16 protein-coding genes are annotated in these 16,642 nt (G+C 67.0%); 4 read left to right on the plus strand and 12 right to left on the minus strand.

The features are described 5' to 3' along the window. Position 1 precedes the first annotated feature (1 nt). Positions 2 to 1,135: an NAD(P)H-dependent amine dehydrogenase family protein gene (locus AC5Y7E_RS24060; RefSeq protein ID WP_499918220.1), complete on the minus strand. Its 1,134-nt coding sequence runs from the start codon at positions 1,133 to 1,135 to the stop codon at positions 2 to 4. Positions 1,136 to 1,209: 74 nt separating this feature from the next. On the opposite strand from AC5Y7E_RS24060, the gene AC5Y7E_RS24065 reads away from it, so the two are divergent. The 4 genes from AC5Y7E_RS24065 (at position 1,210) to AC5Y7E_RS24080 (ending at position 5,542) form a co-directional block, all read left to right on the plus strand. Next, positions 1,210 to 2,088 (plus strand): MarR family transcriptional regulator, encoded by an 879-nt coding sequence (locus AC5Y7E_RS24065; RefSeq protein ID WP_499918219.1) that lies wholly within the window; start codon positions 1,210 to 1,212, stop codon positions 2,086 to 2,088. Positions 2,089 to 2,112: 24 nt separating this feature from the next. Then, the gene (locus tag AC5Y7E_RS24070) at positions 2,113 to 2,838 is read left to right on the plus strand and encodes a pirin family protein (protein ID WP_499917708.1); all 726 of its coding nucleotides are present in this window, start codon (positions 2,113 to 2,115) and stop codon (positions 2,836 to 2,838) included. A 57-nt stretch (positions 2,839 to 2,895) separates the two neighbouring features. Then, positions 2,896 to 4,353, plus strand: coding sequence for a YhgE/Pip domain-containing protein (locus AC5Y7E_RS24075; protein WP_499917707.1), 1,458 nt, complete (start codon positions 2,896 to 2,898; stop codon positions 4,351 to 4,353). Between the two features lie 79 nt (positions 4,354 to 4,432). Continuing rightward, entirely contained in the window at positions 4,433 to 5,542 is a 1,110-nt protein-coding gene (locus AC5Y7E_RS24080; protein WP_499918218.1) for a phosphodiester glycosidase family protein, read from the plus strand. Here AC5Y7E_RS24080 and AC5Y7E_RS24085 read toward each other — a convergent pair. The 11 genes from AC5Y7E_RS24085 to AC5Y7E_RS24135 form a co-directional block, all read right to left on the minus strand. Continuing rightward, positions 5,535 to 6,200 (minus strand): YoaK family protein, encoded by a 666-nt coding sequence (locus AC5Y7E_RS24085; protein ID WP_499918217.1) that lies wholly within the window; start codon positions 6,198 to 6,200, stop codon positions 5,535 to 5,537. The two genes, AC5Y7E_RS24080 and AC5Y7E_RS24085, sit on opposite strands and share 8 nt — an antisense overlap. 73 nt (positions 6,201 to 6,273) lie before the next feature. Continuing rightward, positions 6,274 to 7,059 (minus strand): mammalian cell entry protein, encoded by a 786-nt coding sequence (locus AC5Y7E_RS24090; RefSeq protein ID WP_499917706.1) that lies wholly within the window; start codon positions 7,057 to 7,059, stop codon positions 6,274 to 6,276. Continuing rightward, a complete protein-coding gene (locus AC5Y7E_RS24095) occupies positions 7,026 to 7,586 on the minus strand; it encodes an Rv1363c family protein (protein ID WP_499917705.1) in 561 nt (186 codons plus the stop codon). The genes AC5Y7E_RS24090 and AC5Y7E_RS24095 overlap by 34 nt, the downstream gene beginning before the upstream one ends. After that, positions 7,583 to 8,554 carry an RDD family protein gene (locus AC5Y7E_RS24100; RefSeq protein WP_499917704.1) on the minus strand — a complete coding sequence of 324 codons (972 nt, stop codon included), beginning with the start codon at positions 8,552 to 8,554 and terminating at the stop codon, positions 7,583 to 7,585. Before AC5Y7E_RS24100 ends, AC5Y7E_RS24095 begins: the two co-directional genes overlap by 4 nt. Continuing rightward, entirely contained in the window at positions 8,551 to 9,294 is a 744-nt protein-coding gene (locus AC5Y7E_RS24105; RefSeq protein ID WP_499917703.1) for an Rv1363c family protein, read from the minus strand. The genes AC5Y7E_RS24100 and AC5Y7E_RS24105 overlap by 4 nt, the downstream gene beginning before the upstream one ends. Then, entirely contained in the window at positions 9,264 to 10,814 is a 1,551-nt protein-coding gene (locus AC5Y7E_RS24110; protein ID WP_499917702.1) for a virulence factor Mce family protein, read from the minus strand. Before AC5Y7E_RS24110 ends, AC5Y7E_RS24105 begins: the two co-directional genes overlap by 31 nt. Next, entirely contained in the window at positions 10,808 to 11,959 is a 1,152-nt protein-coding gene (locus AC5Y7E_RS24115) for a virulence factor Mce family protein (RefSeq protein ID WP_499917701.1), read from the minus strand. The genes AC5Y7E_RS24110 and AC5Y7E_RS24115 overlap by 7 nt, the downstream gene beginning before the upstream one ends. 17 nt (positions 11,960 to 11,976) lie before the next feature. Beyond that, the gene (locus tag AC5Y7E_RS24120) at positions 11,977 to 13,593 is read right to left on the minus strand and encodes a virulence factor Mce family protein (RefSeq protein WP_499917700.1); all 1,617 of its coding nucleotides are present in this window, start codon (positions 13,591 to 13,593) and stop codon (positions 11,977 to 11,979) included. After that, positions 13,590 to 15,182: a virulence factor Mce family protein gene (locus AC5Y7E_RS24125; protein WP_499917699.1), complete on the minus strand. Its 1,593-nt coding sequence runs from the start codon at positions 15,180 to 15,182 to the stop codon at positions 13,590 to 13,592. Before AC5Y7E_RS24125 ends, AC5Y7E_RS24120 begins: the two co-directional genes overlap by 4 nt. After that, entirely contained in the window at positions 15,179 to 16,219 is a 1,041-nt protein-coding gene (locus tag AC5Y7E_RS24130; RefSeq protein WP_499917698.1) for a virulence factor Mce family protein, read from the minus strand. The genes AC5Y7E_RS24125 and AC5Y7E_RS24130 overlap by 4 nt, the downstream gene beginning before the upstream one ends. Further along, the coding region (locus AC5Y7E_RS24135) for an MCE family protein (RefSeq protein WP_499917697.1) at positions 16,216 to 16,642 on the minus strand (427 nt) is incomplete at its 5' end. The genes AC5Y7E_RS24130 and AC5Y7E_RS24135, both read right to left, overlap by 4 nt.

Genomic DNA, 16,642 nt, shown 5'->3' on the forward strand with positions numbered 1-16,642 from the left:
GCTAGAACAGCCGGCTGTCCGGCGGCGGCCCAGGCACCGGACGCACCAGGCCGCTCCCGGTGATCAGCGGCAGGTCCAGCGCGGACAGCAGTCCCGGCGGGGCCGCACAAACCGCGGGGATGGCGTTGACCATTCGCGACGAGCCGGCGATCCGGGCCCCCAGGTCGTGGTCCGCCCCCTCGGCCATCTCGAATTCACAGCGCATGCTCGGCGAGCCCTCGATCTCCACGCGGTAGAGCCCCTGTCCCGACGCCGGCCCGTAGCCGAGGTCCTTCGGTGTGATGGAGACGCGTGGCTGCGGCCAATCCGGGGCGATGTCGTCACGCATGCGCGTCACGTGGTCGAGCACGAAAGTGGGCTTCCCGTCCACGTAACCGGTGAGCGTCGAACGCATCGCGGCGATGGTTCCGGCGGCGACGTGACCGGTGGGGGTGTCGAAGGACTCGGTGGCGGGGATGCGCTCGTTGCTCTCCTCGACGTTGTCGATCTTGACGCCCAGCCCGGCGGCCAACTGGTGCAGCACCGGACCCCAGCCGAAGGTGAAGATCCCCGGCTGAGCCGCGAAGGCCGGGTAGTCAGGCCGCTGGCCGAATCCGAGAATCTCGTAGACGGCGGAGCGGTCCGGATAGGTGGCGTAATTGAACATCTCGGTGACCCGCACCGACTCGATCACCCGGGAGACTCCGGTAAGGACCAGCGGCAGCACGTCATTGGCGAACCCGGAGTCGATACCGGTGGTGAAGAACGACACCCCTCCGTCGATCGCGGCCTGGCGCAGCGGGTCGGTGAAGGCGGCGTCGACGGCGTCGGGAAATACCAGCGGCACCACTGAACACGACACCACGTTCTTTCCGGCCCGCAGGATCGACACCATGTCCTCGACGGCCTCCAGCGGCCGCAAGTTCGCGGCGGCGGCGTACACCACGACATCGGCATCACCGGCCAGCAGGGCCGCCGGATCCTGGGTCGCCACCACGCCGACGGGCGCGATGCCACACAGCTCCCCCGCATCGCGACCAGCCTTCGCGTCGCTGTGCACGACGACGTCGACCAGTTGCAGCTCCGGATGGTCGATCACCCCGCGCAGGGCCACCACGCCCATCGAGCCCGGGCCCCAAACTCCCACCTTGAACACGGACACTCTCCTAATATTAGGACACATATGACTATATTTAGGCGGATCGTAAGGAGGTGACGGTGGATACGTCAATGGCCGGGACCCGCGGGGGATCGGGTGCCAAATCACCGCCGACCGCCCGGGTAATTAATGTCCTTGTCGCCCTGGCTGATTCGCAACCCGGCTTGACCTCGGCCGAGTTGGCGAAGAGCTGCGCGATCAGCACGTCGACCTGCGCCCTGGTGCTGGCCGAACTGGAAGGGCGGGGCTGGGTGGCGCGCCGCGACGATCGCCGCTACGTATTGGGCAGCGGACTGTTCGGACTTGTTCACGGCCTGCGCCAGCAGTTTCCGCTGCTGGACCGCGGGCGCGACGCGCTGCGCTTCCTGCACCACACGCTCGGCGGGGGCTGCTCGATGTCGAGGATCGGCACCCGGCATCTGACCACCGTCGATGCGGTCGGCCATGCCACCGACGGCGAGCATGCCGTGGGGCAGCGCTTCCCCATCGACCCGCCGTTCGGGCTGGTCGCCATGGCCTGGCGCGATGATGACTTCGTCGAGGCGTGGTTGCATCGCGTGACGCCCAGGCTGACCCGCACCGAGATCGCCGAGCACCGACGGGTACTCGCCGATATCCGCGCCCGCGGCTACGGCGCGTGGCGGTTCGATGACACTCACCGATCGCTGCACACCCGGCTTGCCGATGTGCTGGCCTCGTTGGAGCCGACGGCCCAGGTCACCCGCCAGCTCACCACGCTGATGACGATGGTGACCCTGCGGTCGATCACCGATGTACTCGAGACCGACTTGGCCACAACGGAATTCGTTGTCCTGCCGATATTCGCCCAGGACGGGCAGCCGGAGTATCAGATCGAGATCCACCTGGGCCACTCGGCAGGGCTGACCTTGCCGGAACTCGACGCGGCGCTTCGGCACGCCCAGGGGATGCTCACCGCGGCGGTGGCGTGACGCCACAGACATTAGGCTGAGGCGATGTCCGCGACCACGGAGATCAGGGCTGCGGAAACCCGGGCCGTCACCAGAACCGCGTGGCTGACATCGCGGCACTCTTTCTCCTTCGGTGACCACTATGACCCGCAGAACACCCATTTCGGGCTGCTGCTGGTGAACAACGACGACATCGTCGCCCCGGGAACGGGATTCGACACCCACCCGCACCGCGATATGGAGATCGTGACCTGGGTGCTGCGGGGCGAACTGTCGCACCGCGACTCCGCGGGCAACCAAGGCGTGGTCTATCCCGGCCTGGCGCAACGCATGTCGGCCGGCAGCGGAATCCTGCACTCCGAACGCAACGACTCCCCCACTGAGCCGGTTCATTTCGTGCAGATGTGGGTGGCCCCCGATGAGGCCGGCGTCGAACCGAGCTATCAACAGCGAGAGATCGACCAGAAGCTGTTGGCGGGCAATCTTGTGACGATCGCCTCAGGCATGTTCGCGCATGACGCCGCGATCACCCTGCACAACCGCAACGCCGCGCTGCACGTGACGCGGTTGGCGGCCGGTGTGGCGTTGGGCCTTCCGCAGGCGCCCTACCTGCACCTTTTCGCGGCCCGGGGCCGGGTCGACGTGGAGGGAATCGGCGCGGTGAACGAGGGCGATGCCGTGCGATTCACCGACGCCGACGGCCGGCGCGTGATCGCGAGCGAGCCGTCGGAACTGCTGATCTGGGAGATGCACGCGAAGCTGGGTGACTGAGGCCATAGAGGGCCGGCTCCGCAGCCCATAGAGTGGGCTCGACAGACAGGAGTCGGCATGCCTCAATCGCACCCGCAGCACGCGGCGCCCAACCCCAACCGGAACATCAAGGCGATCCGCACCGTGCGGTTCTGGGCGGCACCCCTGGTGATCACCGTCGCGTTGATGTCGGCGCTGTGCGCGCTCTATCTCGGCGGCATCTTGAACCCGACAACCAACCTGCGTCATTTCCCCATCGCGGTGGTGAACGAGGACGCCGGCCCCGGCGGCGCACAGATCGTCGACCGCCTGCTCAATGGGTTGGACAAGAACAAGTTCGACGTTCGCGTGCTCACCCGAGGCGAGGCCAAGCACCAAATGGACACCGGACGGGTGTACGGCCAGGTGCTGATACCGCCGAGCTTCTCGTCGAAGTTGCGAGACTTCGCGACCAGCGCGGTAGTGCCCGCCCGCGCCGATCGGCCGTCGATCACGGTCTCCACCAATCCGAGGGCCGGCACGCTCGGCGCGAGCATCGCCGGTCAGACCCTCAACACGGCGATGGGAATGGCCAACGGCATAGCAGGGCAACGGGTTATGGCGGAGGTGGCCGCGCAGACCGGCGGCGCGCCGCTGGCCGGGGCGGCCCAGGTGGGTCTGAGCGCCCCCATCGACATCCAGTCGAACGTGTACAACCCACTGCCGAACGGCACCGGTAACGGCCTGTCGGCCTTCTACTACGCCCTCTTGCTGCTGCTGGCCGGATTCACCGGCAGCATCGTGGTCAGCACGCTGGTGGACGCGCTACTCGGTTACGTGCCGGCGGAATTCGGGCCGGTGTACCGGTTCGCCGAGCAGGTCAGGATTTCCCGATTCCAGACCCTGCTGCTGAAGTGGGCCATGATGGTGCTGCTGGGGCTGCTCACCTCGGCGGTGTATCTGGCGATCGCCGACGGGCTCGGCATGCCCATCGACCACAGCTGGCAACTCTGGGCGTTCGGGGTCTTCGCGATCGCCGCGGTGGGCATCACATCCAGTTCCCTGCTCTCGGTGCTGGGCACCGCCGGAATGCTGGTCAGCATGCTCATCTTCGTGATCCTCGGTCTGCCGTCCGCCGGTGCCACGGTGCCGCTGGAGGCCACGCCGTCCTTCTTCCGCTGGCTGGCCGAATTCGAACCGATGCACCAGGTCTTCCTCGGGGCCCGCTCGCTGCTCTACTTCGGCGGCCATGGCGATGCCGGTCTGACCCAGGCCCTGACCATGACGACGATCGGCCTTGTCATCGGCCTGCTGCTCGGCGGCGTCGTCACGCACCTCTACGACCGCAAGGGCTTTCACCGGATTCCGGGCGCGGTCGAACTGGCGATCGCCCAGGAGCACCAGGCGCAGCACCAGGCCCGCCGCGGTAAGCACGCGGGGGCGCCCGCCGCCGCGCCTGCCGGATCCGAGCCGGCGCCTGCCGAATCCGGGTCGGCCGAATCCGGCGCCACCCAACCCGCCGCCGCCGGGCCCGAAAGTTCAAGCGAGCAAGCGTAATTCGCGCGTAGCCCGACCGTCACCCCAACGTTATCTTTGTTGACAGTGTGACTCCTGAGGCTGATGATGTCTTTGTTGCATTCGGCTTCAGGCGGAAAGGGCTAACGTGCTGACCCGACGCGCCAGCTTCCGCCGGCTCGCGGCGTGCTGCGCGTCCGTCGTCGCCTGCTGCACCCTGGCCATCACCTCGGGACAACCCCTGGCCCGGGCCGCAGACGGCCGCGACCTGCTGGCCAACGCCATCGACAGCACCCGTGGTTCCTACCTGGTCTACAACTTCGGCCCCGGCCATCCCGCGCCGATGCTCAACGCCGGGGGCAGCTGGTACGAGATGGACAACGGCGGCCATCTGATGATCATCAAGAACGCGGCGGGTCGCCTGTCGCCGCACCTGCTGGTCGACACGCACCGGGGCGATCAGGCCAGGTGCGAGAACAACCCCGGGGCCCGCACCGGCGAGGGCCTCTGGCAGGCGTCGGAGCTCTACGCGCCGCTGCAGGCCTGGCAGCGCATGGGCCAGCCGACCATCGCGATCAACGCCAACTTCTTCGACGTCCGAGGGCAAAAGGGCGGATCCTGGCGGCAGACCGGCTGCAGTTCTCCGCTCGGCGCCTTCGTCGACAACACCCAGGGGCAGGGTCGCGCCAACCAGGCGGTCACCGGCACCGTCGCCTACCCCGGCAAGCAGGGCCTGTCCGGTGGCGGCGAAAACTGGAGCGCGCTGTCAACCATGATCCTGCCGTCCGGTGGTGCGCCGTATGTGGTGTGGCCCAAGACAAAGAGCGACTATGACGCCGCCACTCCGGTGGTCGCCGACCTGCTGAACAAGAACGAGCGATTCGTCGCGGTCTCGGGAATCGGGCTGTTGGCGCCCGGCAACACCGGACAGCTGCACGACGGCGGGCCCAGCGCGGCGCGAACGGCCATTGCCTATGCCCGGCAGAAGGACGAGATGTACATCTTCGAGGGCGGCAACTACACCCCGGACAACATGCAGGACCTGTTCCGCGGACTCGGCAGCGATAACGCCGTCCTGCTCGACGGCGGCGGCTCGTCGGCGATCGTGCTGCGCCGCGACACCGGGGGCATGTGGGCCGGGGCCGGATCACCGCGCGGATCGTGCGACACCCGGCAGGTGCTCTGCGACTCACACGAGCGGGCGCTGCCCAGCTGGCTGGCGTTCAACTAGCAACGGCCGCAGCAGGTTTCGTCGCAGCCGGCCCCAACCGGAAGATCAGCAGACTCGCTGCTATCACCGCGGCGGTGACCACGAACACCGGGGCGATCACGTATCTCGACATCGTCGCGCCGAAGAACGCGCCGGCGCACATGGTCGCGACGACTCCGATGCGCAGCCTGTGGCGTTCGCCGGTGCCGCCGGCCAGGCGACTGTCCAGCCCGAGGCTGACGATCGTCGACGTCAGGACCGTGGTGGACAGCTCCTGAATGCCGAACTGGCGCGCGCTCGAGTGTTGCAGGCCGAACGTCACCGCGAGGATGCCGATCATGATCAGCTTCGACTTCCCTTGGTAGCGCAGCACTCCCGCGCCGGCCAGGATCGCCAGCGCCACCAGCAGCACGATCTCGGTTGCCAGTACCGTGCTGATCCACGCTCGCGTGCGGACGCCGAAGTGGCGTGCGAGCCGGCCGCTGACGACCGTGGTGCAGATGAAGGTCGGCAGGGCCACCACGACGGCCGTCAGGTCGATGGTGCTTCTCGGAGCCAGCCAGAACCCGAGGAAGATCACGTTGCCGGTCATATTGGCGACGAACACGTGACCGAGCGCCAGGATGCTGATCGAGTCGGCCAGGCCGGTCGCGAAGGTCAACAGCAGCAACGCGGCCACCGTCCATCGTTGCGATACCGGAGACGTGACAGCCATGCGGTGCAGTATATTTCGGCTCCGCCGGCAGCCGCCGCTAAACTTTCGGTGTCAGATCCAGCGACGTGATCGTCGTCATCCTGGTCACCAGCCAACGGTTGTCGGACCGCTTCAAGAACAGCCGGTAGGACAGGTACTTCAGCGACGGGACGTTCTTGGTCAGCGGGCTGGTGGAGGTCGTGTTGGTGTAGACGATGACTGCAGCGTTGGGGCCGTCGAGCGTTTCGACCGCCGCACCGGTGACCTCGGTGCTGTTGGTGATCTTGGCCTGCTTGTTAGGGGCCACGATCGCGTCGACGAATTTGCGGTACTGCGCTTCGAAATCGCCGCTGAGGTAGCGGGATGCGCGGTCGGCCAGCGTGTCCATGTTTTCCGGCGTATACGTCCACAGCGTGGTGATCGCGTTGGCCGCGGTCCGCGCGACGTTGAGTTTCGTTGCCGCGGTGGCCCGGTCGGTCAGGTACGGCTGCATCATCGCGCCGGCGAAGGCGGCGGACCCGACGAACAGCAGAGCGGCGATCGTGGCGACGGCGGCCCAGGCCCTACCGGTCCGCCGCTTCTTGCGCGGGCCATCGCCCGGCTCCGTGTCGGCGGCCTGCTCGGCATCCTGGCCGGTGGCCTCCCCTTCGCCGGTTGCCTCGTCGCTGGCCTCGCCGTCAGCGCCGTCCGGCTCGGCCGCCGTGGCGTCGGATTCCGGTGCCGCGTCGGCAGTTTCGTCGCTCGGGAGCGTGCCGTCGCGCTCTGCCGCCGTGGTCGCGCCGCCTTCGGCGGCGGTGTTCTGCTCGGCGGTCACATCACCTGCTGCAGGTTGCTGATCTTCCACTGGTTCCCTTCCTGCGTCGCGGTTGCCGCCCAACGATTGGCGTTCTGTACCACCTGTTTTTCATCCGGAGACTTGGTGGTGATCGCCGTGGCCACCATGACATTGACGCTGCCGTCGTCGTTCCATCGCTCCAGGCCCGCGTCCAGGACGGTGCCCGTGGCCGGTTCGGCCCGGGCGACCTGGAGGAGAATCTCGTTGGCGTTCTTCTGGTATTGCTTGGCGAAGTCGCCGGTCGCCTGCGCCAAGATCCGATTCACGTAGTCGTTGGCGTGGAACGGATCGATGGAGGTGAACTGCGTCATGAAGCCGCTCACGTAGTTCAGCACCTCGCGGTCCTTCGACGCGGTCCGCTCCCGGGACGCGTGCGAGGCGAGCATCAGCGCGCAGGCGGTGATCGCCGCCACCATCAGCACCGCGGCGACGGTGCTGGCCAACGGCACCAGCCAGGGTCGCGGCGCCTCGGCCTCGACCGGCCGCGCGACGAGCAGGGGTCGCTCGTCGGGGGCGAACCTGCGGCGCGGGCTCATTTACCGGCCCCGGGCTGTTTCGGCTTGGTCAGCACGTTGAGATCGTCGACGCGCCAATCGTTTCCGCCTCCCTTGGCGAAATTCACCCGCACCGTGGCGCTGATGTAGCGCTGCTCGGGCCCGGTCCCGCGGCGGCCCTGCATGAACAGCAGCATCTTCGCCCGGTCCGGGCTGGCCGATTCGATCGAGCTGTTGGTGACCCAATACTCGTTGATGACCGGGTGCCCCTTCTGGACCAGATCCTGCTGGGCCGCGAGCTGGGGCCGATATTTGTCGGTCGCCAGCGACAGTGCCCGGGTGAAGTCGTCGTGCAACGTCTTGGGGTCATACGTCAGCATCTGGGCGACCATCTTGGGTCCCAGCGTCGCGATCTGGGCGCGGGTCTGATCGGTCGCGCGGTCCGCGGAGTACGACACGAAGAAGCTCATGGCGACCCCGGCCAGGCAGAGGATCAGCGCACTCGACACGGCGGCCGCGCTCCAGCGCCGGATGTGAGGTGGCGCCGTCTCCGCTTCCAGGCGGCGCACTTCCGTGCGCACCAACATGTCGGCGAAGGTACGGCGGCGCGAATCCCACAGGGGCCAAAGCCATCCCAAGATCGACACGGTATCGAGCAGGTGGGCTAGCTCCCGGAGCAGCAGCGTCCACGGGCCCGGAGTGGCGCCGGTGCGCCGCGTTACGGTGATGCCCACCAGTGCGCGGCCCAGGCTCCAGCCGGTGATCACCGGCAGCAACAGCCGGTTGACCAGAAGCAGCAGGGTCACTATGCCAAGGACGCAGATGGCCAGCCACCACCACACGCCGCCCGCCGGCACGGTGAACGACACCAACGCCAGGGTCGTCACCACGGCGACGCCGGGCAGCACGTCGACGGCGACGGCGATGGCGCGAGATCGCCAGGGCGCCAAGGTCTCCCGCGGTGACTGTGGGATTGCCGTGGGCGCAGTGGGTTCGGCCACCACCGTCACTTCGTCACCTGGTCGAGCTTGGAAATCTTGTACTGCCCCTCGGCGAAGGCCATTTTCACGCGCAGCCGGTAGCCGGCTTCGTTCTGGTTCTGGTCGCTGGCCACCTTGACGCGCATCGCGACGAGGATGTCGATCGAGCCGTCGGGGTTGTTGCGTTCGACGGCCGCCCGCACGTCCGACACCTGAACGTGGACGTTGGCGGCCTGATACGCCTGCACGAGCATGCTGGTGTACAGCAACGCCTGCGAGCGGAACGCGTCCGTGCCGCAGTCGATGATCTTCTGCTCGCTCGCGGTCATCGCGTTGGTGTCCGGCGCCTGGGTCGCCGACACGCATTCCACCGCGGCCTTCAGCGCCGCGTCGTCGTTGCGGGCGGTCCGTTGGCTTTGCTGGTGGTAGTGCAGAGCGAGGTAGCCACCCGCCCCGATGGCGCCGGCGCAGAGCACCAGCACCGCGGCGATGGCGGCCAGCCACCCGCGACCCACCCGGGACGGACGCCGGGGCGCGGCCACGGCGGGCTCGCCGGATTCAGCGGCGTTGTCGGCAGCGCCGTCGGACTCGGACTCCTCGGCGTCGACGTCGGCGTCACCGTCGGTGGATTCCACGGGATCCCCCGGGGCGTCCTGCGGATCGGTGTGCGCGGTCTCGGGTGCCGTCGAATCCTCGTCCTTGTCCTGCGTGGTCAACGAATCGTCCGTGTCGATGGGGTTCAGCCGGCTGGTGCCAGCATCTCCTTCCATCCATCGTCTCCTGTTCTGGTCGAGTTCTCGACGGAGTATTTCACCCCGTCTGGCCCTACCAGTTCACCGCTTTGGGGACTGTAGATCGCCGAGGGAGGCCCACTGGGTTTGTAGACACAGGGGTTGGGCTGCTGGCCATTGCACTGCACGGTACCCGACCCCGGCCGGGACAGCGGATCGCTGGTGGGCGGGGGTGTGCCGGGAACCCGGTCCGAGGGTGCCGGGTTCAGCCCGTTGTTCACCGACGGCGCGGGAATCACTATGCCTGGCTTGACCGGCTGGTCACACCGCGCCGACGGCGCGGGGCAGGTCAGAATCTGGTTGGGGTCGCCGTACCACGGGTTGGTACCCGCGGGCACGTACGGCTTGGGGTCACGGCATTCCCGCGGAGTCGCGGCGCGTTTACCCGGAACGTCCGTACACGGGATGTTGCGCGATCCGCGCACGCCGTTGGCCGGGGTCTCCATCGGGATCTTGCAGTACGTACCCGTGGGCAATGGCTGAACGCTGGTGTCGGCCGGTGACCGCCACTCCGACGCCGGAATGAAGCCGGTCAAACATGGCGGCGGCTGGTTGATCGACAACGCCAGGTCCAGCGCGGCCATGTTCGGGAACGGCGCCGCCACCGTCTGGGCGATCGATGCGCCCTGCGGGAGGAACACCAGGACCTGCTCGACGCCGGTGTGGTAGCGCTTGAGCAGCTCGATGACGACTTCGAGGTTGGCCAGTGTCTGGGGCAGCGAGTCACGCACGTCGTTGAAGACCGAGTTGACCTGGTCGGCCGTCGGCGCCGCCTGGCGCAGCACGCTTTTCAGGTGTTGATCTTCCTGCGCGGTCTGGGCACCCAGCCGGTTGAGGTTGCGCGCCCAACGTTCGATGGCATCGCCCGATTTGACCTGGCTGTCGAGCACCGGGCCGGAGTTCTGGATGATGTCGTTGACGTCGGTCATCTGGTTTTTGAAGTCACCGACGATCGCCTGCGTGGCATCGACCAACCGCTGCAGGTTGGGGCCCAACCCGCCGACGGCTTGCGCCGTCTCGTCGAGCAGCTGACCGATCTTCTCCTTCGGCAGCACCGCCAGCCCGCGGTTCGCGGTATCCAGGGCCGGCCCGATTTCGGCGGGCACGGTGCCCTTCGTGATGGTCTGGCCCTCCGCCAGGTACTTGCCGGTATTCCCGGACGAGGTCAGGTCCAGGTACTGCTCACCGACGGCCGAGACCGAGTGCACGTTGGCGGTCGCGTCGATCGGGATCTTGTAGTGGCTGTCGATGCTCATCGTCGCCTGCACGCCGTGCTCGGTCGGCTCGACGTCGGTGACCTTGCCGATGGTGATGCCCCGATAGGTGACGTTGGCCGTGGGATACAGCCCTCCCGATGCCGGTAGGTCGGCCTTGAGCGTGTACCGGCCGATGCCCATCAGGCTCGGGATCTGCAGGTAGTAGATACCGAGGACGAGCAGCGAGATGACGGTCAGGACCCCGAAGGCGATCAGCTGGCGTCGGATGAAGGGAGTCAGCAATTCCGGTCCCCCCTTTCCACCAGCGGTCCACCCGGTGCGTCATTCGGGTTCGGCGTGTAGCGCACGTCGGGAATCATCGTCTCCGGGTCGCGCCCGAAGGACTGCTCGAGCGCCCGCAGGGCTCCGGACAATCCCGTCCCGGTGAGGAACGCGTTGTCGACCGCGCTGTAGGTCAGGTCGAGCGTCAGCGAGATGTTGATGTAGTCACCGCGGAACATCTTGGGCACCGTGTCGATGTCGAACGGCTGGGTGAGGATCAACTTCAGCGCACCGATCAGATAAGGCGAGGCCTTGCCGAGCTCCTTGAGGGGGCATTGCAGCGCCTGCAGGTCAGTGTGCAGCGGCCCGCGCGTTTCCGACAGGTACTGGTCGGCGGCCTGGCTGAGCCGTCCCACCGAGTCGGTGGCGTTGATCAGCAGGTTCTTCGTGTCGGCGAAATGCTTGATCAGCGGCGGAATGTCGGTGAGCACTCGATCCAAGACATCGGCGCGGCCGCCCACGTAGGTCAGCAGCCGGTTGGTCGAGTCGATGGCGTGCGTGATGTCGTCGCGCTGCGCGTTGAGCTGGCTGGTGAAGGTGTCCAGCTTGCCCAGCAGTGCCCGGATCTGTTCGCCGCGCCCGTTGAAGATGTTGTAGATCTCGTTCTGCAGCACCTCCAGGTTGGGGATGCCGCCGCCGCGCAGGATGAGCGACAGGCTGGCCAGCGTCTGCTCGGTCGTGGGATACGAGGTCGAGTTCTTCAGCGGAATGGTGTCGCCGTTCTTGAGCAGTTCGGGCGACGGATTCGGCGGCGCGGCGAGCTCGACATGCTGCGAACCCAGCAGTGAGGTCTGGCCGATCCGGGCGGTGGCGTTCTTGGGCAGCTTGACCTTTTTGTCCACGCCCAGGGTCAGGGTGGCGATCCAGTTCTTCAGATTGATCGCCTTGATCGAGCCGACGAACACGTCCGCGACCATCACCTTGCTGTTGCCGTTGATCGCCAGGGTGTCCGGCACCTGCACGTAGATGGTCATGGAGCCCGAGCCGCTGCCGGGGCCGCCCGGGATGGCGACGTTCGAAATGCCTTTCCAGCCACACGAACTCAGCACCATCGCCGCGACCAGCAGGATCAACGTCTGCCACGCCCGGTGCCGGACCAACCTCATCGCGCTCGTCGCGCCCCTCACTGGCCACCTCCAAAGTCAGCGGGTGACGCGGGGCCACCCGCGTTCGGTGCGGGCGCGGACACCGGCGCCGGTGTCGGGGCGACCGGTCCCGGGATCACGCCCGGCCCCGGCGGTGGCGGCGGAATGGGAACCTGCGGCGGAACCTGGCCGATGACCGGCGCTATCGGGTTCTCGTCGTAGGCGTTCGGCGGCCCCGGCGGGGTCTGCAGAGTCGACTGGACCGGCTCGATGTTCGGTCCGCCCATCAGCTCATTGAGCGACTCCGGGGTCATCAGGCCCGCGGTGATCGGCCCGACCTGCTGGCCCTGCATACCCGGGGCGACGATCCAGCCCGGCTGGGTGTTGCGGTGCGACGTCGGGGTGTCGGGCACCCAGATGCCCGGGACGGTGGTGTCCTTGTATCCGTTCGGCGGATGCAGCCGATCCTCCGAATAGGCGACTTCCTTGGGCAGCGTCTCGGCCGTGCTGAACAGGTTCAACCCGAACGGCGGGTAGTTGAACTTGATCGCATCCAGAATCGGCGCGAGGTACTGCGCGCACAGTTCGGCCGACTCCTGATATCCCAGCCGGCTACCGGCCTGGATCGCGCTGCAGATGAACTGCATCGGGTTCGCGAAGTTGGTGATCGACGGGATGGCGACCACCGAACCGTGCGACGGGTGATAGATCTGGTTGATGTTCGCCGCGGCGGTCGGCAGGACGTGCAGCGCGGTCTCCAGCCCGTTCAGCGGATCGGGCTGCAGCAGCGTGTTCGTGACGGTTTCGAGGTTGTTGATGTCGTGAGTCAGCACCTCGCGGTTCTGGTTCAGCCACGGGCGGATGGTGCTGAGCAGGCCGTCGAACTGCTGGATGGCGTTGGCCAGGTCGTTGTCGGAGTGCGCGAGGTGCGTGGTGAAATCGGCCAGGTTCTGGTTCAGCGCGACGAACTGCTGGTCGTCGTTGTGCAGGGCGTTGACGAACAGGGCCAGGCTGCGCACCACCGCGAAGAAGTCGCCGCGACCCTCGTTCAACGCGGTCAGCGCCTGCGACAGGTTGCTCAGCGTGTCGTTGAACTGCTTGCCCTTGCCGGCCAGCCCATTGGCGAACGACTCGATGACCTCACCGAACGGGCCCTTCGGCTGCTCGGGTGTGGGGCCCAGCTTGGAGATGATGTTGGTGATGCTGTTGCGCAGCTGATCCCACTCCACCGGCACCTGGGTGCGCTCTTCGGGGATCACCGCGTTGTCGGCGAGCACCGGGCCGCCCTTGTAGGCGGGTTCGAGCTGGATGGCCCGCGACGCCACCAGGGTGGGGTTGAGGATCACCGCCGAGGCGTTGGCCGGGACCCGGTACTGGTTCTCGTAGTGGAAGGTGACCTTCATCTTGTTGCCGACCGGCTCGATCTTGTCGATCGCGCCCACCCGCAGCCCCATGATCTGGACCTTGTCGCCCGGGTACAGCGCGTTCGCCGCCGGGAAGTAGGCCACCACGGTGTTGGTGGTCACCTTCTGATACAAGCGCCAACCGACGTAGCCGACGACGATCGCCAGGATCACCACCAGCGAGGCGATGATCACCGATGCCCGCGTCAGCTTCGGCAGCCGCAGGTTGCGGACGTCAAAGATGGTGCTCAATTCTGGCTACCTCCCCCCGCTGCGCCACTGCCTCCAGATCCCCCGGGATTGATGAACGGCGCGGGCAGCTGGTTGCCCGGCCCGGGCGGCGCCGGCGGTCCCGGCGGCAACCCCGGCGCGAACGTCGACGGCGGCGGCGTCGGCCCGGCCGGCGCGAGGTTCTCGGTGCGCGCGCCCGGGGGTGCCTGCGCCGGCAACGGCACCGGAGTCCCCGGGACGTCGGGTGGCGGATCGCCCGGCCGGCCCGCGATGTTGATGCCCGGCGTGGGCGGCAGACCGTTCGGGTTCGGCGGCGACGTCATCACGTCGACCGGCGCCGGGAAGCCCGGCCCGCCGAACGGACCCGACGCCGCACCAGCACACGGCAACGGATTCCACGGCCGCGGCAGACCCTCGTCCCCGACCGTGACGTTGCCGCCCGGATTGGCCGGCGTGTACGAGCAGGGCGATCCCGGGGGTACGGCCGGACCCGGGTGGTCGGGCGTGCCCTCGAGCACCGGGGGCGCGGGTGGCGGCGCGCCGTTGGGGAACCGGGTGCCGTTCGGGTCGGGGAACCGGAACTCCGGCAATCCGGCACTGCGCCAGAAGTTCTCCGGATCGATCCCGCGCTTCTTGAAGGCGGCGTCGACCCAGGGCTGCGAAATCTGGTACAGGGCCAGGTTGTGCAGCACCACCTTGAAGAACGGGCCCGAGGCGATGGCCTCGTTCAGGGACGGCAGGAACTTGCCGACCTCGGTGAAACCGTTGGCCAGGTCGTCCTTGCGCTGCACCAGGATGTCGCTGACCGTGCGCAGCTGCTCCAGCACGTGATTCAGGTTCGGGTTGTCGTTGATGAAGCCCTTGACCTGTTCGGAGAACGCCGCGATGTTGCCCAGCAGGGCGTCGATCGCCTGACCGCGTTCGTTGAAGGCGGCCAGCAGCGTCTTGGTGTTGACCAGCAACCGGTCGATCTGATCGCTGCGATCACCGAGGATGCTGGCCACCTTGTTGGCCTGCGCGAGCAGGTGCTTGACCTCTTCGTCGCGCTTGCCGACGGTGGCCGAGAACTTCTCCACCCCTTTCAGGGCGGGGCTCAGGTGCGGATAGGTCTGGTCGATGGTCTGCGAGAGCACGTGCAAGGACTGCTTGACCGTGTCGATGTCCCAGCCCTGGGCGGCCTTGGTGACGTCGAAGAACGCGTCGTAGATCTGATACGGCGTGGTGCTCTGGCCGATCGGCAGCGTCCCGCCCGGCTTCAGCGTTTGGTTGCCGCGCGGCTCGAGTTCGAGGACCTTCTTACCCAAAATGGTGTCGGTCTTTACCGCGATCCGGCTCTCGGTGCCGAATTGTGCTGTGCCGGCGTTGAATTGGACCGCGATGTGATCACCGTCGATCTTGAGGCCCTCTACCTTGCCGACGTCCACCCCGGCGATGCGCACCTTGTCGCCTTTGCTCAGGCCGCCGGTGTCGCTGAACTGCCCGTAGTAGTGCGGTTTGGCCATCAACACCGGGACGCTGGTGAAGCTTTGGCCCACGCCGATCACCAGCACCGTCACGACGATGCCCATCAGGCCGATGCGAACCCGGTTGGGTGGTTCCAGTGTTCTCATTGCGGCGTGCACCTACCCGTCGGCTGCTGGAACAACCGGACCGTGCGGACCGGACCGCCGGCCTGCAGGCCGTTGATCTTCAGAGTGATGTCGCAGGCGTAGAAGTTCACGAAGTCCCCATAGGACCCGATTGCGCGCCCGATCATGTTCAACGCCGTCGGCACCTTCTTCAGGTAGTCCTGCAGTTGGTCCTGCTGATCGATCAGCGGTTGCTGCACCGCGTCGAGGTAGTTGAGCGTCTTGTGCAGCAGCCCGCGGTCCTCGGCCAACAGGTCGGCAACCGTGCCGGTGGCGTTGCTGATGTGCGCGGTCCCCCCGGCCAGCTGGTCACCGTGGTCCTTCAGACCGGTGATCAACACCTCCAGGTTGTTGATGGTCTGGTCGAACTGCTGCCGGTGCCGAACCGTCGTGTCCAGCACCGTGTTCAAGTTCTTGATGACCTCGCCGATGGCCTGGTCGCGTTCACCGAGCTGGTTGGTCAGCTGCGCGGTCTGATCGAGGATGTCGTTGATGGTGCCGCCCTGACCCTGAAAAACCGTGACGAGCGCGGTCGCAATGGTGTTGACCTTTTGCGGGTCGAGCGCCCGGAACAACGGCTTGAACCCACCGATCAGGGCGTCGAGGTCGAGCGCCGGCTGGGTGCGGGCGAGCGGGATGAAGCCGCCCGGCGGCAGAACCTTGTCGGCCCCTTCGCCCTGGCCGCGCTTGAGCTCCAGGTAGCGGTTACCGATCAGGTCGAGGTAGCGGATCTGGGCGCTCGTCGACTGGTACAGCGGTATCGAGCGATCGACGTTGAACTTCACCCGCGCCCGCTTGCCGCCGTCGACCAGCTCGACCGTGTCGACCTTGCCGACCTCGACGCCGGAGGCGCGGACGAATTGGCCCGCGCGCAGGCCGCTGACGTTGCTGAACTCCGCCGAGTATTTGCTGGTGCGGTCGAAGCGCATCTGACCGAACACGACGATGATCATCACAGTGAAGACCAACAGCACCACCGAGAAGATGCTGAGCTTGACAATGGTTCCGGTGATTTTCATGGGTTGATCGTGTTATCCCCTACCTGGCGGCCCCAGACGTACTCGATCGCATACGGCGATCCGGTGTCGAGGTGGTTGTACGGCGCGAGGCTGTTGCCGGTGTCCATCACCAGCTCCGGAGCGGGCCACAGGTCGTGGGTGAGGGGTTGCCAGCACCCCGGCGCCCCGCCCGGGCCGCCGCGCGCGTTCACCCGGGGCAGGTTCTCCGGGTAGACGTAGGGGTTGGGCGCACCACCGATCAGGCCGACCGCGCCGCCGAGCCCGAGCGTGAGCGCGGAGACGGCGACCAGCGACAGGGGGTTCGCGACCAGCCCCAATCCGGACAGCGCCTGGGTGTGGGCGACCAGCGAATAGCCATTGCCGCCCAGGAAGGACGCGGCCTTGGGCTCGATGTCGTGGTAGTTGCGCACGGTGCAGAACAGC

The sequence above is a fragment of the Mycobacterium sp. NGS17 genome (genome assembly GCF_059813205.1).

Excerpts from the sequence above, each read along its gene's own strand:
- AC5Y7E_RS24105 (WP_499917703.1), bottom strand. The coding sequence starts at position 9,294 with ATGGAAGGAGATGCTGGCACCAGCCGGCTGAACCCCATCGACACGGAC.
- AC5Y7E_RS24095 (WP_499917705.1), bottom strand. The coding sequence starts at position 7,586 with ATGAGCCCGCGCCGCAGGTTCGCCCCCGACGAGCGACCCCTGCTCGTC.
- AC5Y7E_RS24065 (WP_499918219.1), top strand. The coding sequence starts at position 1,210 with ATGGCCGGGACCCGCGGGGGATCGGGTGCCAAATCACCGCCGACCGCC.
- AC5Y7E_RS24115 (WP_499917701.1), bottom strand. The coding sequence starts at position 11,959 with ATGAGGTTGGTCCGGCACCGGGCGTGGCAGACGTTGATCCTGCTGGTC.
- AC5Y7E_RS24125 (WP_499917699.1), bottom strand. The coding sequence starts at position 15,182 with ATGAGAACACTGGAACCACCCAACCGGGTTCGCATCGGCCTGATGGGC.
- AC5Y7E_RS24075 (WP_499917707.1), top strand. The coding sequence starts at position 2,896 with ATGCCTCAATCGCACCCGCAGCACGCGGCGCCCAACCCCAACCGGAAC.
- AC5Y7E_RS24130 (WP_499917698.1), bottom strand. The coding sequence starts at position 16,219 with ATGAAAATCACCGGAACCATTGTCAAGCTCAGCATCTTCTCGGTGGTG.
- AC5Y7E_RS24070 (WP_499917708.1), top strand. The coding sequence starts at position 2,113 with ATGTCCGCGACCACGGAGATCAGGGCTGCGGAAACCCGGGCCGTCACC.